This is a genomic window from Mesorhizobium sp. WSM4906, assembly GCF_029674625.1.
Classification (GTDB): domain Bacteria; phylum Pseudomonadota; class Alphaproteobacteria; order Rhizobiales; family Rhizobiaceae; genus Mesorhizobium.
Genome location: NZ_CP121355.1, coordinates 4,231,572 through 4,249,240, shown reverse-complemented (window position 1 = coordinate 4,249,240; position 17,669 = coordinate 4,231,572). Strand labels below are relative to the sequence as shown.

Below are 17,669 nucleotides of genomic sequence, written 5' to 3'. Positions count from 1 at the left end.
GGCAGCCTGCTTCGTGGTTAACCCGCGGCTATTTCGAAGCCGGGCAGGGCTTGGTCTGATCGAACAGCGACAGGTTGACCAGTTTGCCGGTCATCGAGAAGTCGCCGTAGTCCATGACGAGATCGCGCGTGATGCCGTTCTCATGCAGCTTGAAGCTGATCCGGTACTCCGGCACTTCCTCGCCGCTTTTGTCGGTGTCGTCGAAATAGGCGATGTCGACAGGCCAGTATTTGTCGGTGGCGAGCTTGGCGAGCGCCGGCGCTTCCGGGTCCGACTTGTCGGCGTCGGTCTTCTTGCCGACGACGACCGTCGTCGTCATCACCTTGTTGGCGTCCTCGGAGCCGTCGAACAGATTGGTCTGGTAGAAGTTCTCGCCCTTCTCGGCCTTGCCGATCAGCTCGACGAGATGCTGGGTGGGGAACTGCGTGGCGGCGAGTTCGAGCGTGTTCTTCTCAGGCTTGTCGATGTCGACCTTGAGGCCCTTCGGCTCCCTTGTCGCCATGCCTTTGACCTCCTTGTCGAGGTTCTGGTCGACGAAGGACTTCGTTACAAAGGAGAAGGTCTTGCCTTCGGCGTCCTCGAACGTCGTCGTCTGCTGGTCGGTCAGCCTGGTGTTGTCGCTGGTCACGATCTGGGTGACGAAACGGAACTTCACCGTATAGCCCTCGCAAGGAGAGCCGTTGAACTCATACACCATGCGGCCGGAAATGCCGGTGATGCCCGAGCGGTCGGACGCCTTGTTGAGGGTAAGGTCGTAGACGGCGCGGTGCGCCTGCAGAGCGGGCACGGCAAAGGCCGGAGCCATCGGGATGACCGTCGACAGCAAGGCGGCGGAAAGGAAAAGGCGCGTCACGCGCATGAAGTGCTCCGATCGTCGCGACCGATGGCAGGCCGCAGGGAAAGATGGTCCAGCTTAAAAAAAGTCATGGCGGAAGCGAGGCAAAAATAGCAATTTCGGCCCGGCCAACGCGGCGCCTTCCAGCAATAGGGAAAACCAATGAGCGAAACAATCGAAAAGCGGCTAAGCGATCTCGGCGTCACTCTTCCGGCCGCCGCGGCCCCCGCCGCAAACTACGTGCCCTACTGCCGGACCGGCAACACGCTCTTCACCGCCGGCCAGCTTCCGCTGAAGGACGGCAAGCTGCAGGCCAGCGGGCTGCTTGGCCGCGACATCGATACTGCCGCCGGCAAGGAAGGCGCGAAATTCTGCGCCATCAACATCCTGGCGCAGGCCAAGGCAGCGCTCGGCGACCTCGGGAAAATCCGCCGGCTGGTCAAGATCACCGTCTTCGTCGCCTCGGCGCCGGATTTCGTCGAGCAGCATCTGGTCGCCAACGGCGCGTCCGATTTCCTGGTCGCAGTCCTCGGCGAGCGCGGCAAGCATGCCCGCTCCGCCGTCGGCACCGCTTCGCTGCCACTCAATGCCGCGGTGGAAATCGAAGCGATTTTCGAAGTCGAGTGAACGAGCCTGACATGACCGACCTTTCCTGGCTGATTGCCCGCCCCGTCGCGCATCGCGGCTTCCACGACATGAACAAGACGCGCTGGGAGAACACGCTGTCGGCCTTCGCGGCGGCGGCCGAGCGCGGCTATGCGATCGAATGCGACGTGCATATCTCGTCTGACGGCGTTCCCGTCATCATCCACGACGGCGATCTGAAACGCCTGACCGGCGAGGGCGGCTTTGTCTGGCAGCGCACCGCGGCCGAACTCACCGCGCTCAAGGTGGGCGGCACGAGGGATCACCTGCCGACATTGCAGGAGGCGCTCGACCTGATCGACGGTCGGGTGCCGCTTGTGGTCGAGCTGAAAGGTGCTCCCGGCCACGACAAAGGATTGGTCGCGAGCGTCGGCAGGCTGCTCAAGCGCTACAAGGGCAAGGTGGCGATCATGTCGTTCGATCATTGGCTGATCCGCGACTTCGCCAAGGATGCGCCGGGCATCCCCGGCGGGCTGACCGCCTACGGCAAGGACAATCAGCTGATCGAGGCGCATTTCGCCATGCTGGCGCACGACATCGCCTTCACGTCCTACGCCGCCGGCGACCTGCCCAACCCGTTCGTCAGCTTCGTGCGCGAAAAGCTCAAAATGCCCGTCATCACCTGGACCGTGCACGACCAGCCGGCGGTCGACCTCACGTTCAGATATGCCGACCAGATGACCTTCGAGGGCTTCGAGCCCGATCTGGTCAAGGTCGCCTAGAGCCGGATGATTTCAGGTCGAACGACGTGAAATCTGATCCGCCCAAACAAACCAAAGAGAGAGCATGATGTCGTCCGAACCGAAGGTCAGCGAAGCAAAAAACCTTTTCGTGCTTTTCGGCATCGTGCTCTGAGGCGGTGCCTGAAACGTGACTTGTAGCTGCACTGATGACGCTTAAATAAGCCCCATGGATCAGGGTGACGACGACGATGGACGGACAACGAATGCGGACTATGCCATCCGCGTCGCGGCGGGCATAGGCGCGTTCACCTGCGAGGAATGGAACGGCTTCGCCGGAACCACACGCGGCGATAATGAAAATGGTTACAACCCGCTCGTTTCATTCGCTTTTCTGAGCGCGCTCGAGGACTCCGGCTGCGCCGTGCGGCGCACCGGCTGGCAGGGCCATCACCTCAGACTCGAGACGGCGCAAGGCAAGCTGCTCGGCGCCGTGCCTTGCTATCTCAAGTCGCACAGTCAGGGCGAATATGTCTTCGATCATGGCTGGTCGGATGCGTTCGAGCGTGCCGGCGGACGCTATTACCCCAAGCTGCAATGCTCGGTGCCGTTCACGCCTGTCACAGGCCCTCGCCTGCTGGTCGGCAAGGAGGAGGACCAGAGCGCGGTGAGGGCCGGACTTGCCGCTGGCCTGAAATTGGTGACCGACAAGCTTGGCGTGTCTTCCGCCCATGTCACCTTCGCGGCGGAGCCCGACATAGCGACGCTGGAGGCGGCAGGGTTCCTGCATCGGACCGATCAGCAGTTCCATTTCTTCAACGAAGGCTTTTCGAGCTATGACGACTTCCTCGCCACGCTTGCCTCGCGCAAGCGCAAGGCGATGAAGAAGGAGCGCCGCGAGGCGCTGGCCGATGGCATCTCGATCGACTGGCTGACCGGCAGGGACATCACCGAACGCGCCTGGGACGATTTCTTCGCCTTCTACATGGATACCGGCGGCCGCAAATGGGGCCGGCCCTATCTCAACCGCCAGTTCTTTTCGCTGATCGGGGAGCGCATGGCCGACGATATCCTCCTGGTGATGGCCAGACGCAATGGCCGCTACATCGCCGGCGCCATCAACTTCATCGGCTCGGACGCGCTCTATGGCCGCAACTGGGGCTGCATCGAGGATCACCCCTTCCTGCATTTCGAGGTTTGCTACCACCAGGCGATCGACTTCGCGATCGAACGCAAGCTGAAAGTGGTGGAGGCAGGCGCGCAAGGCGAGCACAAGCTGGCGCGCGGCTATCAGCCGGTGACCATGCATTCGGCGCACTACATCGCTCATCCCGGCCTGCGCAACGCGGTCGCCGACTATCTGCGCCGCGAGCGGCGCGAAGTGGAGCGGATGGGCGAGTATCTCGAAGAGCACACGCCGTTCCGCAAGGATCTCAAGGAATAGCTCCGCGCGCTACGCCCCGGTTATTGCGGCTTTCTGGCCGCGATCGGGACAAGGAACGAAAAGCAGGCGACCAGGAAGAACACGCCGCCTGCGAGCGCCAATAGATCGCCCGCGCGCCATGCCGCGGCGATGAAGAACAGCGCCGACACGATGAACAAAAGCCAGCCGGCAACGATCCACTTCATGGCTGCTCCATCTTGACGCTACCCTGTCCGGCGACAAACATCGTCGATCATCAAATAGCGAGGCATCATGACCGTCTACGATACGAACAACATTTTCGCAAAAATCCTGCGCGGCGAAATCCCCTCGCACCGCATCTATGAGGACGATGCGGTCGTTGCCTTCATGGACGTGATGCCGCAAGGAGTCGGCCACACGCTGGTGGTGCCGAAGGCTCCGTCACGCAACATCCTCGACGCCGATCCGGCGACGTTCGGGCCGCTGTTTGCCGTTGTGCAGAAAGTGGCGGTGGCCGTGAAAAAGGCTTTCAACGCCGACGGCGTCACCGTGATGCAGTTCAACGAGCCGGCTTCGGGGCAGACCGTCTACCACCTCCATGTCCATGTCATTCCGCGCTTCGATGGCGTGCCGCTGAAGCCGCATTCCGGGCAGATGGAAAAGCCGGAGGTGCTCGCCGAGAACGCCGGCAAGATTCGGGCGGCGCTGGGAGGCTGATCCGGCTCAGCCGGCCCGCGATTGCGCCAGCGTCGGGAAGGCGGTGGGCTCCGGTCCGTCGACGAGCCGCCGCCGGATGGCTTCCGCACACTCAGCCGGGCTCAGCCGCGACGTATCGATCTCCAGATCGTAGATGCCGGGCTTGTGCACCCCTTCCTGCCACAGGCGCACGGGCCGCGGCAGCGGATCCTCGTCCGATCCGGTCACGTAGGTTCGGTCAGCCGCGCCTGCGGCGCGTCTTTGCAGGATCATTTCGATCGGGCAGCGGACGCCAACGAACAGCACCGGCAGGCCCGCGAGGCGCCGGGCGCAGTCGGGAAGGATGTCGAGCGGCCTCGAATAGGCATCGTGGTGGCCGACATCGGTGACGACATTCAGCCCCTGCCGGCTGTGTGCCGCGATGGAGTCATAGAGCGCGGCATAGAAGCCCGGCAGAAAGGCCTCGAGGTCGGGGCGTTCGCCGCCGGGACGCAGGCCGATGCCCGGACGCAGTCGCGGCGGCGTGATCTGCGCATAGGCGTCGACGCCGAGATTGACCCACACGCCATCGAACATCTCCTGGACGGCGCCGGCTATGCTCGACTTTCCGGAGCGCGGCACGCCGTTCAGTATGATGATTTGTCCGGCCGCCAATGCCGATCCCTCTAACGAAAAAAGCCCCGTTGTGAACTGACCCCCGAAGGTTGTGTCCAACTTTCGGGGGTCAGTTCATGCCGGGACTTTTTTGATTTCCAGGCCGATCAGCCCTTGCGAGGCAGCTGCGGGACAAGGCTGCGCTTGCCGCCGTCCTTGCCCTTCGGGTCCGGCTTCTGCGCCACCGCCTTTTTGGCGGCGGGCTTCTTCGCCGCTGCCTTCCTCGTCTTCGGCGCGTCCTCCGGCTCTTCCTTCTTCGGCTTCACCGGGGCTTCGTCGGCGAGCGATTCGAGCTTCAGGCCGGTCTCGCCGGTCTCCTTCTTCTCGACGGTGACGCGCACCGTGCCGCCCTTCTTCAGCTTGCCGAACAGCACCTCGTCGGCCAACGGCTTCTTGATGTGCTCCTGGATGACGCGGCCGAGCGGACGCGCGCCCATGCGCTCGTCATAGCCCTTGTCGGCCAGCCAGGCGATCGCCTCGGGCGACAGGTCGAAGGTGACGCCACGCTCGGAAAGCTGGGCCTCGAGCTGCATGACGAACTTCTGCACCACCTGGTGGATGACCGGCACCGGCAGCGAGCCGAACGGGATGATCGCATCGAGGCGGTTGCGGAACTCCGGCGTGAACAGCCGGTTGATCGCCTCGACGTCGTCGCCCTCGCGCTTCGTCGAGCCGAAGCCGATCGCCGCACGCTGGGCGTCCGACGCGCCCGCATTGGTCGTCATGATCAGGATGACGTTGCGGAAGTCGATCTGCTTGCCGTTGTGATCGGTCAGCTTGCCATGGTCCATCACCTGCAACAGGATGTTGAACAGGTCCGGATGCGCCTTCTCGACCTCGTCGAGCAGGAGCACGCAATGCGGATGCTGGTCGACGCCGTCGGTCAAAAGGCCGCCTTGGTCGAAGCCGACATAGCCGGGAGGCGCGCCGATCAGCCGCGAGACGGTGTGGCGTTCCATATATTCCGACATGTCGAAGCGGATCAGCTCGACGCCGAGCGAGGCGGCAAGCTGCTTGGCCACTTCCGTCTTGCCGACGCCGGTCGGACCCGAGAACAGGTAGGAGCCGATCGGCTTCTCCGGTTCGCGCAGGCCGGCGCGCGCCAGCTTGATCGCCGAAGTCAGCGCGGTGATCGCGGTGTCCTGGCCGTAGACGACGCGCTTCAGCTCGACATCGAGACCCTGCAGCACCTTCTCGTCGTCGGCCGAAACCGTCTTCGGCGGAATGCGCGCCATGGTGGCGATCGTCGCCTCGATTTCCTTGATGCCGATCGTCTTCTTGCGCTTGGCCTCAGGCACCAGCATCTGCGAGGCGCCGGTCTCGTCGATCACGTCGATCGCCTTGTCCGGCAGCTTGCGGTCGTTGATGTAGCGGGCCGAGAGTTCGACCGAGGCCTTGATCGCTTCGCTCGTGTAGCGGACCTTGTGGAACTCCTCGAAATAAGGCTTGAGGCCCTTCATGATCTCGATGGCGTCCTCGATGGTCGGCTCGTTGACGTCGATCTTCTGGAAGCGCCGCACCAAGGCGCGGTCCTTTTCGAAGAACTGGCGGAACTCCTTGTAGGTGGTCGAGCCGATGCAGCGGATGGCGCCGGACGACAGCGCTGGCTTCAACAGGTTCGACGCATCCATGGCGCCGCCCGACGTGGCCCCTGCCCCGATCACGGTGTGTATCTCGTCGATGAACAGCACCGCGCCGGGGTAGTCCTCGAGCTCCTTGACGACCTGCTTCAGCCGCTCCTCGAAGTCGCCGCGATAGCGGGTGCCGGCCAAGAGAGTGCCCATGTCGAGCGCGAAGATGGTGGCGTCCTGCAGCACCTCGGGCACGTCGCCTTCGACGATGCGCTTGGCGAGGCCCTCGGCGATCGCCGTCTTGCCGACGCCCGGGTCGCCGACATAGAGCGGGTTGTTCTTGGAGCGGCGGCACAGCACCTGGATGGTGCGGTTGATCTCGCTCTCGCGACCGATCAGCGGATCGATCTTGCCGGCCTTGGCCTTGTTGTTGAGGTTGATGCAGTAGGCCGTCAGCGCGTCCTGCGGCTTCTTCTTGCCGCCGTCCTCCTGCGGCTCGGCGCCGTTCTGGCCGCCCTGCTCGTCCTCGGCGCCGCGCGGCGTGCGCGACTCCGAAGCGCCCGGGCGCTTGGCGATGCCGTGCGAGATGTAATTGACCGCATCGTAGCGGGTCATCTGCTGCTCCTGCAGGAAATAGGCGGCGTGACTCTCGCGCTCGGCGAAGATGGCGACGAGCACGTTGGCGCCGGACACTTCCTCGCGGCCGGATGACTGCACGTGGATGACGGCGCGCTGGATGACGCGCTGGAACCCGGCGGTCGGCTTGGAATCCTCGTCGTAACCGGTGACGAGGTTGTCGAGCTCGGTGTCGATATAGGTCAGAACGGTATGCTTGAGCTCGTCGAGATCGACGTTGCAGGCGCGCATGACGGCGGCCGCCTCGGTGTCGTCGATCAGCGCGAGCAGCAGGTGTTCGAGCGTTGCATACTCATGGTGTCGTTCGTTGGCGAATGTCAGCGCCTGATGTAGCGCCTTTTCCAGGCCTTGGGAGAAAGCCGGCATGTTACCTCACTTCTTCTCCATCACGCATTGCAGCGGATGCTGATTCTGTCGGGCGAAATCCATGACCTGAGACACTTTGGTCTCGGCCACCTCGAATGTGTAGACCCCGCACTCGCCCACTCCATGATTATGAACATGCAGCATGATGCGTGTGGCGGCCTCGCGGTCCTTCTGGAAAAAACGCTCCAGGACGTGGACCACGAACTCCATCGGAGTGTAGTCGTCGTTGAGGATGAGGACCCTGTAGAGGCTGGGCTTCTTGGTCTTGGTTTTGGTGCGCGTGATGACCGCTGTGCCGCGACCGGGATCGTTTCGGTCGCCGTCACCTTGCATTCGCACCACGTCTGCCGTGGCAGTCAAACCGATCGTCACGTAGTCCTGCCTTTTCGAATCCTCGTGCGAGTTCAACATGTAGGTCTTCGATGGCCGATTTTAAGCCCTTCTGTTTAGCTGACAATATGGCTAGGTGGGCAAACTTCAGCGATTTTCTCAATCGTGAATGCGGCAGGGCTCGGGCGGTTGCAGCCGCGCATGAAAAAACCCGGCCGCGCTTCCGCGACCGGGTCCTTCCTGCGGGCCCGCAGGCCGTGTCATATGCGATCCGACGAAATTACTTCGCCTTGGCGACGACCGATTCGAACGGCTTGTAGGCTTCCTTGGCGAGCTCGGCATAGAGGTTGCCGATCTTGCTGGCCTCGGCCACGAAGCTCTCGTAGCTCTGCTTGGCGTAGTCGGTCTGGATCTCGATGGCCTTCTCGATCGACTTGGCCGAGAACAGCTTCTCGAAGGCGGCGCTGCCGGCCTCGAAGCTCTTCTTGGTGTATTCGCCGGCTTCCGTGGCGATTGCCTGCGCACCCTTGGTGAGCGAGGCAAAGCTCTTCAGCCCGGTGTCGGCAAACTCCTTGCCGTATTTCGTGAAGTCCTCATAGGTCTGGGTCATTTCACTTTCCCTTGGTTGAAACGCCCTTTAGCCCCGGGCGCCCTTGTGCAACGCATCGAATGTATTGTGCACTGCACAAAAAGTCAAGATTCCCTTGAGCCGCAAGGGGCCGAGAGGCGGCAACGGCTAAAATTCGAATAAATAGAGGCTCAAATCGCCGGAAAATGGTGAACGCCGCGGTTACCATAAACGGATTGGTAACGCTGCCCGCGATAGCTTGGCCGGAAGCGGGGCGGGCACTCCCTCAGCCGCCTCCGGGGCAACGAAAATTCAGGGTAAGTAGCGGTGCGTCAGGCGTTGTCGGGCTTCGTCTCGAAATCTTCATTCTCCTTCAAGGCAATCATGGTCGCCGCGCTCGCGGTGACGATTGTCGCCGCCGATGTCGCATCGGCTCTCGCCGCGAAGTCCGCGGCTATCGTCGTCGACGCCAAGACCGGCAAGGTGCTCTATTCGGCCGACGCCAACGGCCGGCGCTATCCGGCCTCGCTCACCAAGATGATGACGCTCTACCTCACCTTCGAGGCGCTGGCGAAGGGCAGGATCAGCAAGAACACGCCAGTGCCGTACTCGGCCCATGCCGCGTCCGAGCCGCCGACCAAGCTCGGCGTGCGCGCCGGCGGCTCGGTTCCGGTCGAGACCGCGATCCTGTCGATGGTGACGAAGTCCGCCAACGACTCGGCCACCGCGCTTGGCGAGTTGCTGGGCGGCAGCGAAGACAATTTCGCCCGCATGATGACGGCCAAGGCGCGCCAGCTCGGCATGAACGGCACCGTCTTCCGCAACGCCAACGGCCTGCCCGATCCCGGTCAGTTCACCACGGCGCACGACATGGCCATGCTCGGCATCGCGCTCCGCGAGCACTTTCCGCAATATTACGGCTATTTCTCGCAGCGCTCGTTCCTTTACGGCCGCCAGCGCATCAACGGCCACAACCGCCTGCTCGGCCGCATCAAGGGCGTCGACGGGATCAAGACCGGTTACACGCGCGCTTCGGGCTACAACCTGGTTTCCTCCGTCGCCGATGGCGATCGCCGCCTCGTCGCCGTGGTGATGGGCGGCGCTTCCGGCCGCAGCCGCGACAACCAGATGGCCTCGCTGATCAACACTTACCTGCCGCGCGCCTCGACCCGCGGCGGCAGCAATCTGATCGCCAAGGCCGGCGGCGACAATCCGATCAAGGCCCTGGCGAAGGTCCTTCTGCCGAAGCATGACGCGCCGACCCCAGACGAAAAACCGGCCGTCGACGACACCGAAGTCGCGTCGGCCGACGACAATGCGGCTGACGACAGCACCCCGATCGCCGAGGAGACCAAGCCGGTGATCCAGGTCAGGAAGGTGAAGACGGTTGCCGTGGCCGCGATGGCTCCGGCCCCCGCGCCTCAAGAAACCGCGTCGCAGACCGAGACCACATCCCAGGCCGTTGCTGCCTACGCCGAGCCGGCTACGGCCCCCGCGCCGTCCGTCGATCCGGTCAAGACCTCGTCGGTGCCTTCTGGATGGGTGGTGCAGGTCGCCTCCTCGCCCACGCAGTCGGGGGCCAAGGCCCTGCTCGACAAGACGAGCAAGCAGGCGCCGAAGGTTCTCGCAGACGCTGAGGGCTTCACGGTCGCGTTCGACAAGGACGGCGTCACCTACTACCGCGCCCGTTTCGGCGGGTTCGGGTCGAAGGACGCCGCCTGGAAGGCCTGCGATGCGCTGAAGCGAAAGAAAATCTCGTGCTACGCCGTCCAGCAATAGGCGGCTTTTGAACCTCCCGGGAAGTTCCGCGTCGAAGGAGACTAGTCGTGATTGGAGAGCAAGACGTCCTTGGCTTCATTGATCCGCGCCGCCAGGACAGACGTGCCGCCGACATCGGCGTTCAGGCGCTGCATCAGGCGGCGGTGCGCCTTGCGGATATCCGCCGCGGCAGCCCCCGCTTCAAGACCAAGGATCTTGTAGGCCTCCTCCTTAGTCATGGCGCCCGCACCTGGCGCAACACCCAGCCCCTCGCCACTGTCCGGCTGCGCGTCCTTGCGCCAGACGGGAAAACGGCCGTCAAGATACGTCTCTAAGAGCTGGCGGCTCTCCGGATCGGACCGCAGCTCGGCATGGAGTTGCTGCAGGTCCGCAATTCCCATCGCGCCAAGCATCTTACCTTCATAGTGGCCGGCGAGAACCAGGCCCTCGAGCTTGCCGCTGTCGTGGTCGAGATCCATTTCGAGAGCCGCGGTGCGCACGGTCGAGCGTTTGGCCGCCACAGGTTTCGCGAGCGGCCGCTTCGATCGCAGCCAGGCATACCAGCCGACCGCCGCAATCAGGAGTAGCCCGCCGATGCCGCTGCGGCCGACCACGAGCATCGCGGTGCCGATCAGCCCCAGCAGCGCAGGTCCAAGCGTTCTGAGATTGTCCGCCATCGTGGCGGCATCGGCGCGCACGAAGATAGTGGCGGCGCCGAAAAGCACCAGCAGCAGGGCCGCCAACGCGATGATCACGCCCATCGGTTTGCATCATCCGGATGATTGCGTCTCTAATCAGGATGGGGCGCAGTCGCCGTGCTTGCAAGTCCCACATTGGACGAGCAGCGAGGCCAGCCGCCAAGTGACAGTGCGGTGCTAAGTTAGAGCAGGCCGAGCTCGGCGAGCTCCAGGCGCAGTTTCGGCGGCATCTCGGCCAATGCCGCCCTGCCCTTGCCGAGATCGGCCGGGGCATCGGGCGGCTTGAGATAACGCCAGCCCTGGAAGGCGCGGCGCGGCTGCCAGTCGGTGCGCACCACTTCGGGGTCGAGGACCAGATGGCAGCGGCCGATGCCGTCGCCGTCAACGAACGGGCGTATCTCGGTGATCAGCTGCCGGCACTGCACGTTGCCCTTGATCACCCAGTAGAGCGAACCGCCGTCGGTGATCTCTTCGCCCCGAGTCGGCACCATGCGCGTGGTGTGCCAGTGCTCGGCCGGCTCGCCGGCGCGGCGCCGCTCGTCAAGGCGAAAAGCGATCCACTCTTCCAAATCCTCGACGCTGTCGCAGCCGACACAGAGCTTGATGAGATTGAGAGACATGCCCGCAATCTAGCGACTGCCACCAAGGCGTTCAACGACGGGCGAGGTTATACACAGGCCTGTAACTGCCAGATCATGAGGCCAGAGCGGCCGTTTCGATCGCTTGGGCAACCCACTCGTTGAGGCTTTTGTTCTCGGCGGCGGCGGCGATAACGGCGGCCTGATGAGTAGCGGGATCGAGCCGAACATTGAAGCGGCCGGAAAATTCCCGAAAAGGCTTGATGCCTTTCTCGCGGCACATTTCGAGGAAAACTTTCAACGACGCCGCGCCCTCGGCGTAGAGTTGTTCGACATTCGCGGCGTAAAAATCCGCGCCGCCGGCCAGACCCAGGAATTCGCCCCTCAGCATTCCCAGCTCCGGGTCGAAAGACACCGATGCCTTGTGGCCGTCGATCTCAATGATGTTCTTCATGGTCTCACTCCATGGCTCTCCAGCCATTTCCTGATGCTGGCAACCGCGCCCTTATCAGTGTCCGGTGTCGGATGAGGCCGATGGAAAACGCGGACCTCACCGAACAGAAACACGCCGACACGCGATCCTTCGCGTTCGCTGACTTCAGCACCCAAAGCCACGAACAAGGCTTCGATATCCGACCATCGAATTGTGCCGCTTACCGGTCGCGAGAAAATCTGCGCAAGCGTTGCCTGATGCTTTCGCTTCATGCGGTTTAGTACCACAATTTGGTATCGTTAAGCAAGAAATGCAAGGGTCGGAAAGCGTAGGGTCTTCAGCACTCGACCACGTTGACAGCCAGCCCGCCGAGGCTGGTTTCCTTGTACTTCTCGTTCATGTCGAGACCGGTCTGGCGCATGGTTTCGATCGCCGCGTCCAGCGGCACGAAATGCGTGCCGTCGCCCTTGATGGCGAGCGAGGCGGCGGTCACCGCCTTGACCGCGCCGAGCGCATTGCGCTCGATGCAGGGCACCTGCACGAGGCCGCCGACCGGATCGCAAGTCATGCCGAGATGATGCTCGAGCGCGATTTCGGCGGCGTTCTCGACCTGCTCCGGCGTGCCGCCCATCACGGCGCAAAGGCCGGCGGCAGCCATTGCCGAGGCAGATCCCACCTCGCCCTGGCAGCCGACCTCGGCGCCGGAAATCGAGGCGTTGGACTTGATGATGCCGCCGACGGCGGCGGCCGTCAGCAGGAAGTCGCGGATGCTCGGCTGGTCGGCTTCGGGATGGAAATGCAGCCAGTAGCGCAGCACCGCCGGCAGCGTGCCGGCGGCGCCGTTGGTCGGCGCGGTCACCACGCGTCCGCCGGCGGCGTTCTCCTCGTTGACAGCCATGGCATAGATCGACAGCCAGTCATTGGCGAGCAAGGGGTTGGGCCGGTTCTGCTGCCACTGCTCCTGCAGCTTGTCGTGCAGCTGGCGCGCACGGCGGCGCACCTTCAATCCGCCCGGCATGACGCCGTCCTGCGACAGGCCTCGATCGATACAGCCCTTCATGGCGCTCCAGATCGCGTCGAGGCCGGCGTCGAGCTCCTCGCGCGACATGTGTTTTTCCTCGTTGGCGCGCTTCATCTCGGCGATCGAAAGCCCGCTCTTGGCGGCCATCTTCAGCATCTCGACGGCGTTCTTGAACGGATACGGCACCTTCTTGCCTTCCGTCGTCACCGAGCCCTTGGCCTTCATGCGCTGCAATTCTTCCTCGGAGACGACGAAGCCGCCGCCGATCGAATAATAGATGCGCTTGAGCAGGAGCCGGGCGGAGGCGTCGTAGGCGTAAAAGGCCATGCCGTTGGCGTGGCCAGTCAGCGGCGTCTTGCGGTCGAGCACCAGGTCCTTGGCCGGGTCGAAGCGATAGGACGGATGCCCAGGCGGCGAAATCCGCTTGTCCGCTCCGATGCGGGCAACGATACCATCAGCCTCATCCGGATCGACCGTCTGAGGCGTCTCGCCGGCAAGGCCGAGGATCACGGCGCGGTCCGAGCCATGGCCGATTCCAGTGTAGGCGAGCGAGCCGTGCAGGCTGGCGCCGATGCGATCGACCTTGACGCCCGCGGGGCGCGGCCAGTCGCCGGCGAGGATCTCGTCCAGGAAGCGGCGCGCGGCCGTCATCGGCCCCATCGTGTGCGAGCTCGATGGACCGATGCCGATCTTGAACAGGTCGAAAACCGAAAGGAACACGCGCCGTTGCCTCCTGGGGCCGCTTGAAAATTACATATAGGAATTCCTGCGATGTTTCCGCTGTTTTGCGTGTCGCGTCGCCGCGTCTGCCGACCTTGTCTGCTCCGGCAGCGACATCCTCCGGCGCTTGCCTCCGCCCGTCGAAGTGCCTGCCGGGCCTGTGGTAGAAGAATGCATGGGCGATTCCATTCATCTTTCCGCCGCCGATGTGGCGGCGCTGGCTTTCTTCCTGGTCGTCTGGGTGCTGCACACGCTGGCCTCGGACGGCAAGCTGATCAGCCGCGTGTCGCTGACGACCGCGATGAACGCCCAGCGCGAGGCCTGGATGCGCAACATGGCCGAGCGCGAGGTGCGCATCGTCGACACCGCCATCATGAGCGGGCTGCAGCAAGGCACCGCCTTCTTTGCGTCCAGCTCGCTGATCGCGCTCGGCGGCTGCTTTGCCCTGCTAGGGGCCTCGGACCGGGTTCTAACCATAATGGCCGACCTGCCGTTGGCCGCCGCATCCTCCCGCGAGGCCTTCCAGACCAAGATGTTCGGCCTGGTGCTGATCCTTGCCTTCGCCTTCTTCAAGTTCGGCTGGGCCTACCGGCTGTTCAACTACTGCTCGATCCTGATCGGCGCCGTGCCGGTTCCGCATGGCGAGGCCTCGCGCAATCCCGCCAGTGACACGGCGGTATGGCGTGCCACCCGCATGAACGTGCTTGCCGGCAAGCATTTCAATTCCGGCCTGCGCGCCGTCTTTTTCTCGATCGGCTATCTCGGCTGGTTCGTCGGTCCGACCGTATTCGTGCTGTCGACGCTGGTGCTGCTTGCTGTGCTGGTGCGCCGGCAGTTCTTCTCGGCCGCGCGCCAAGCAGTGCTCGGTCAGCCGCCCGGCGCCGGGAAGGGCCGATCGATGCGACCCGACAGCCAATAGGCGAAAAGTCCTATCCATTCACGGATCGCCACCGTCGTCGCCTGCAGCGCGTCGGCCGGGTTGTCGCGGTAGAGGCCGATGCCTTCGCGACCTGACGTGCGGTAGTCGACCGGCCAGGGAACGGTCGGAAAACCTGCCTTGTCGAAGAGAGCCTTGGCGCGTGGCATGTGGAAGGCGGACGTCACCAGCAGCCATGTCTCGCCCGGCTTCGGGTCGACCAGCCTGCGGGTGAAGACCGCATTCTCATAGGTATTGCGCGACTTGTTCTCGAGAACCAGGCGATCGGGCGCGACACCCAACGCGCCAAGCAGGCGCGGTGCGGTATCGGCATCGCCCTCGCCATCGAGGAAAAGCTCGCCATTGCCGCCGGAGACGACCACTTTCGCTTGCGGGAAGCGCCTGGCGAGGATCGCGGTCTCGACCATGCGGTCGCCGCCGCTGTTCAGTTCGTACCCGCCGCGCGCGAGGTTGATGGCGCCCTCGAAGCCGCCGCCGAGCACGACGATGCCGTCGACGCTGGCCGGCAGCGGCGGCTTGGGGAAGCGCTCTTCCAATGGATTGAGCATCATCGCGCCGAGCGACGTCCAGGCCGAAAGGGCGAGAATCAGGAAGGCGAGCACGCTGCCGGTGGCAGCCAGCCGACGGCGGCCCAAGAGCGCCGCCAACAAACCTGCAAGCAGCAGGAAGATCGCCAGGTTCAGCGGCTGGATGAAGAACCAGAGGATCTTGGAAAGATAGTAGAACATCCCTCACCCCGTTTCAGATGAGGGACAACGTTACCACCACTTGTCCGGCTGGAACCTGCCCGCCGCCTGTTCGATGACATGCGCGGTCTGGAACAGCGTTTCCTCATCGAACGGCCGGCCGATGAGCTGCAGACCGAGCGGCAGGCCCTTGCCGTCGAGGCCAGCCGGCACCGAGATGCCTGGCAATCCGGCCATGTTCACCGTCACGGTGAAGATGTCGTTGAGATACATTTTCACCGGATCGGAATTCATGTCCTCGTCGGCAATACCGAAAGCGGCGGACGGCGTCGCCGGCGTCAGGATCACGTCGACGCCGGCGGCAAAGACGGTCTCGAAGTCGCGCTTGATCAGGGTGCGCACCTTCTGCGCCTGCAGGTAGTAGGCGTCGTAATAGCCGGCCGACAGCACATAGGTGCCGATCATGATGCGGCGCTTGACCTCGCGGCCGAAGCCGGCGGCGCGCGTCTTCTCGTACATGTCGACAATGTCCTTGCCGGGAACGCGCAACCCGTAGCGCACGCCGTCATAGCGGGCCAGGTTGGAAGAGGCCTCGGCGGGCGCCACGATGTAATAGGCCGGCAGCGCGTATTTGGTGTGCGGCAAAGAGATGTCGACGATCTCGGCGCCGGCGTCCTTCAGCCAGGCAATCCCCTTCTGCCACAGCGCCTCGATGTCTTCCGGCATGCCGTCGACGCGGTACTCCTTCGGGATGCCGACCTTCATGCCCTTGATCGGCTTGCCGATCACCGCTTCGTAATCCGGCACCGGCCGGTCGACCGACGTCGTGTCCTTCGGATCGGAAGAAGCCATCGACTTCAACAGGATCGCGGCGTCGCGCACGTCGCGGGCGATCGGCCCGGCCTGGTCGAGCGACGAAGCGAAGGCGACCACGCCCCAGCGCGAGCAGCGGCCATAGGTCGGCTTGATGCCGACCGTGCCCGTAAACGCCGCCGGCTGGCGGATCGAGCCGCCGGTGTCGGTCGCGGTGGCGCCGGCGCAGAGGAAGGCTGCGACGGCCGAGGCCGATCCGCCGGAGGAGCCACCCGGAACCAGCTGGGCGTTGTCCAGAGTGCGCTGGGTCTTCGCGCCTCCGGCCGAGACGAAGCCGCCGTCGCCCTGATGCGTCGTCGGCATCACCACCGTGTCGAGGCGCGCGCGCCGCCACGGGTTGATCACCGGGCCGTAATAGGAGGTTTCGTTGGAGGAGCCCATGGCGAACTCGTCCATGTTGAGCTTGCCGAGCATGACGGCGCCGTCGGCCCAGAGATTGGCCGTGACGGTCGATTCATAGCGCGGCTTGAAGCCGTCCAGCACATGGCTGCAGGCCTGGGTGTGGATGCCTTCGGTAGCGAACAGGTCCTTGATGCCGAGCGGAATGCCTTCGAGCGCCCCGCCCTCGCCCCGAGCCAGCTTGGCGTCGGACGCCTTGGCCATGTCGCGCGCCTTGTCGGCGGTTACCGCGATATAGGCATTGAGCAGTGGATTGGCGCGGTCGATCGCCGAAAGATAGGCTTCCGTGATCTCGGTAGCCGAAATCTCCTTGCCGCGCAGCTTGGCGCGGGCCTCGGAAATGGTGAGATGTGTGAGGTCGCTCATCAGGCAAGGCTCTTTTCGTAAAACACCGACCACATGGAGTCGGGATAATCCAGCACCGGGCCGCAACGCGAAAAACCGGCACGTTCATAGACGGTCCAGGCGGCAGGGTGGCGGTCGCCGGTTTCGAGAACCAGGCGCTTCAGCCCTTCCTGCCGTGCCAGCGCCTCGACCTGTTGGACGATTTGCGCGCCGATCTTCTGGCCGCGATGCGATGGCCGCGTATACATGCGCTTGACCTCGCCGGTCGCGTCGCCGTGGCGCTTCAGCGCGCCGCAGGCGACGGCAAGGCCGCCGTCGCGGGCGATGAACACGGTCGTATCTTCGCCGGCCATCTGCTCGACGCTCAGGTGGTAGCAATGTTCCGGCGGCGTCAGTTCGAGCAACGTCGCATTGAGTTCCGCCACCAGCGCGCGCACATCGTCCTGCAAGGGCGTCTCGACGGCGATCTCGATGGCCATCGTGCCCTACTCCACGACCTTGGGAACGAGGAAGAAATTCTCGTCCGTGGCCGGCGCGTTGGCGACGATGTCGGTCGCCTTGCTGCCGTCGGTGACGACGTCCTGGCGCTTCTTCATCTCCATCGGGGTGACCGAGGTCATCGGCTCGACGCCGGAGACATCGACCTCGTTCAGTTGCTCGACGAAGCCGAGGATGGCGTTCAGTTCGCCGGTCATGCGTTCGGCATCCTCCTCGCTCACCGCAATGCGGGCAAGGTGCGCGACGCGCTTAACGGTCTGAAGATCAACGGACATGTTTGTTGCCTCGGGAAAACCAGTGCGGGCTATAGCGGCGCGACGCTTGCGGCGCAACATCG

21 protein-coding genes are annotated in these 17,669 nt (G+C 63.8%); 6 read left to right on the top strand and 15 right to left on the bottom strand.

Features of this window, described 5'->3' with window-relative positions:
• Positions 1 to 28 precede the first annotated feature (28 nt).
• A complete protein-coding gene (locus QAZ22_RS20315) occupies positions 29 to 859 on the bottom strand; it encodes a cell envelope integrity EipB family protein (protein ID WP_278074240.1) in 831 nt (276 codons plus the stop codon).
• Between the two features lie 138 nt (positions 860 to 997).
• Here QAZ22_RS20315 and QAZ22_RS20310 point away from each other — a divergent pair, with 138 nt between their 5' ends.
• From QAZ22_RS20310 to QAZ22_RS20300, 3 genes are all read left to right on the top strand, one after another.
• On the top strand, positions 998 to 1,462 hold the full coding sequence (locus QAZ22_RS20310) for a RidA family protein (protein WP_278202536.1): 465 nt from the start codon (positions 998 to 1,000) through the stop codon (positions 1,460 to 1,462).
• Between the two features lie 11 nt (positions 1,463 to 1,473).
• Positions 1,474 to 2,202, top strand: a complete 729-nt coding sequence (locus QAZ22_RS20305; protein WP_278202535.1) for a glycerophosphodiester phosphodiesterase — start codon at positions 1,474 to 1,476, stop codon at positions 2,200 to 2,202.
• A 187-nt stretch (positions 2,203 to 2,389) separates the two neighbouring features.
• The gene (locus QAZ22_RS20300) at positions 2,390 to 3,604 is read left to right on the top strand and encodes a GNAT family N-acetyltransferase (RefSeq protein ID WP_278202534.1); all 1,215 of its coding nucleotides are present in this window, start codon (positions 2,390 to 2,392) and stop codon (positions 3,602 to 3,604) included.
• Between the two features lie 20 nt (positions 3,605 to 3,624).
• Here QAZ22_RS20300 and QAZ22_RS20295 read toward each other — a convergent pair whose 3' ends face one another.
• A complete protein-coding gene (locus tag QAZ22_RS20295; RefSeq protein ID WP_278074237.1) occupies positions 3,625 to 3,789 on the bottom strand; it encodes a cytochrome oxidase subunit III in 165 nt (54 codons plus the stop codon).
• Between the two features lie 64 nt (positions 3,790 to 3,853).
• Here QAZ22_RS20295 and QAZ22_RS20290 point away from each other — a divergent pair, with 64 nt between their 5' ends.
• Positions 3,854 to 4,282, top strand: coding sequence for an HIT family protein (locus QAZ22_RS20290; RefSeq protein WP_278207895.1), 429 nt, complete (start codon positions 3,854 to 3,856; stop codon positions 4,280 to 4,282).
• Between the two features lie 6 nt (positions 4,283 to 4,288).
• Here the strand turns inward: QAZ22_RS20290 and QAZ22_RS20285 are convergent, their stop codons facing one another.
• The 4 genes from QAZ22_RS20285 to QAZ22_RS20270 form a co-directional block, all read right to left on the bottom strand.
• On the bottom strand, positions 4,289 to 4,915 hold the full coding sequence (locus QAZ22_RS20285) for a chloramphenicol phosphotransferase (RefSeq protein WP_278202533.1): 627 nt from the start codon (positions 4,913 to 4,915) through the stop codon (positions 4,289 to 4,291).
• Positions 4,916 to 5,022: 107 nt separating this feature from the next.
• A complete protein-coding gene (gene clpA / locus QAZ22_RS20280) occupies positions 5,023 to 7,488 on the bottom strand; it encodes an ATP-dependent Clp protease ATP-binding subunit ClpA (protein WP_278202532.1) in 2,466 nt (821 codons plus the stop codon).
• A gap of 6 nt (positions 7,489 to 7,494) precedes the next feature.
• Complete coding sequence (clpS, locus tag QAZ22_RS20275; RefSeq protein WP_041000825.1) at positions 7,495 to 7,821, bottom strand: ATP-dependent Clp protease adapter ClpS; 327 nt, start codon at positions 7,819 to 7,821, stop codon at positions 7,495 to 7,497.
• A 277-nt stretch (positions 7,822 to 8,098) separates the two neighbouring features.
• The gene (locus QAZ22_RS20270) at positions 8,099 to 8,428 is read right to left on the bottom strand and encodes a phasin family protein (protein WP_040972326.1); all 330 of its coding nucleotides are present in this window, start codon (positions 8,426 to 8,428) and stop codon (positions 8,099 to 8,101) included.
• Between the two features lie 285 nt (positions 8,429 to 8,713).
• Between QAZ22_RS20270 and QAZ22_RS20265 the strand changes: the two genes are divergently transcribed.
• A complete protein-coding gene (locus QAZ22_RS20265) occupies positions 8,714 to 10,165 on the top strand; it encodes a D-alanyl-D-alanine carboxypeptidase (protein ID WP_278202530.1) in 1,452 nt (483 codons plus the stop codon).
• A gap of 41 nt (positions 10,166 to 10,206) precedes the next feature.
• Here QAZ22_RS20265 and QAZ22_RS20260 read toward each other — a convergent pair whose 3' ends face one another.
• The 5 genes from QAZ22_RS20260 to QAZ22_RS20240 form a co-directional block, all read right to left on the bottom strand.
• A complete protein-coding gene (locus QAZ22_RS20260; RefSeq protein WP_278202529.1) occupies positions 10,207 to 10,905 on the bottom strand; it encodes a molecular chaperone DnaJ in 699 nt (232 codons plus the stop codon).
• 119 nt (positions 10,906 to 11,024) lie between these two features.
• On the bottom strand, positions 11,025 to 11,462 hold the full coding sequence (locus tag QAZ22_RS20255; RefSeq protein WP_278202528.1) for a DUF1489 family protein: 438 nt from the start codon (positions 11,460 to 11,462) through the stop codon (positions 11,025 to 11,027).
• A gap of 73 nt (positions 11,463 to 11,535) precedes the next feature.
• Positions 11,536 to 11,874, bottom strand: coding sequence for a type II toxin-antitoxin system HicB family antitoxin (locus tag QAZ22_RS20250; RefSeq protein WP_278202527.1), 339 nt, complete (start codon positions 11,872 to 11,874; stop codon positions 11,536 to 11,538).
• Positions 11,871 to 12,125 carry a type II toxin-antitoxin system HicA family toxin gene (locus tag QAZ22_RS20245; protein WP_278202526.1) on the bottom strand — a complete coding sequence of 85 codons (255 nt, stop codon included), beginning with the start codon at positions 12,123 to 12,125 and terminating at the stop codon, positions 11,871 to 11,873. The genes QAZ22_RS20250 and QAZ22_RS20245 overlap by 4 nt, the downstream gene beginning before the upstream one ends.
• A 65-nt stretch (positions 12,126 to 12,190) precedes the next feature.
• Entirely contained in the window at positions 12,191 to 13,594 is a 1,404-nt protein-coding gene (locus tag QAZ22_RS20240; RefSeq protein WP_278202525.1) for an L-serine ammonia-lyase, read from the bottom strand.
• Between the two features lie 175 nt (positions 13,595 to 13,769).
• Here QAZ22_RS20240 and QAZ22_RS20235 point away from each other — a divergent pair, with 175 nt between their 5' ends.
• The gene (locus QAZ22_RS20235) at positions 13,770 to 14,513 is read left to right on the top strand and encodes a DUF599 domain-containing protein (protein WP_278202523.1); all 744 of its coding nucleotides are present in this window, start codon (positions 13,770 to 13,772) and stop codon (positions 14,511 to 14,513) included.
• Here the strand turns inward: QAZ22_RS20235 and QAZ22_RS20230 are convergent.
• From QAZ22_RS20230 to gatC, 4 genes are read right to left on the bottom strand one after another with little or no spacing between them, the layout of a single operon-like run.
• Positions 14,462 to 15,259, bottom strand: coding sequence for a YdcF family protein (locus QAZ22_RS20230; RefSeq protein ID WP_278202522.1), 798 nt, complete (start codon positions 15,257 to 15,259; stop codon positions 14,462 to 14,464). The genes QAZ22_RS20235 and QAZ22_RS20230 overlap by 52 nt on opposite strands.
• Positions 15,260 to 15,289: 30 nt before the next feature.
• Positions 15,290 to 16,855 carry an amidase family protein gene (locus tag QAZ22_RS20225; protein ID WP_278202521.1) on the bottom strand — a complete coding sequence of 522 codons (1,566 nt, stop codon included), beginning with the start codon at positions 16,853 to 16,855 and terminating at the stop codon, positions 15,290 to 15,292.
• Positions 16,855 to 17,313 carry a GNAT family N-acetyltransferase gene (locus tag QAZ22_RS20220; RefSeq protein WP_278202520.1) on the bottom strand — a complete coding sequence of 153 codons (459 nt, stop codon included), beginning with the start codon at positions 17,311 to 17,313 and terminating at the stop codon, positions 16,855 to 16,857. Before QAZ22_RS20220 ends, QAZ22_RS20225 begins: the two co-directional genes overlap by 1 nt.
• A gap of 6 nt (positions 17,314 to 17,319) precedes the next feature.
• A complete protein-coding gene (gene gatC, locus QAZ22_RS20215; RefSeq protein WP_006202114.1) occupies positions 17,320 to 17,607 on the bottom strand; it encodes an Asp-tRNA(Asn)/Glu-tRNA(Gln) amidotransferase subunit GatC in 288 nt (95 codons plus the stop codon).
• Positions 17,608 to 17,669: the final 62 nt, after the last annotated feature.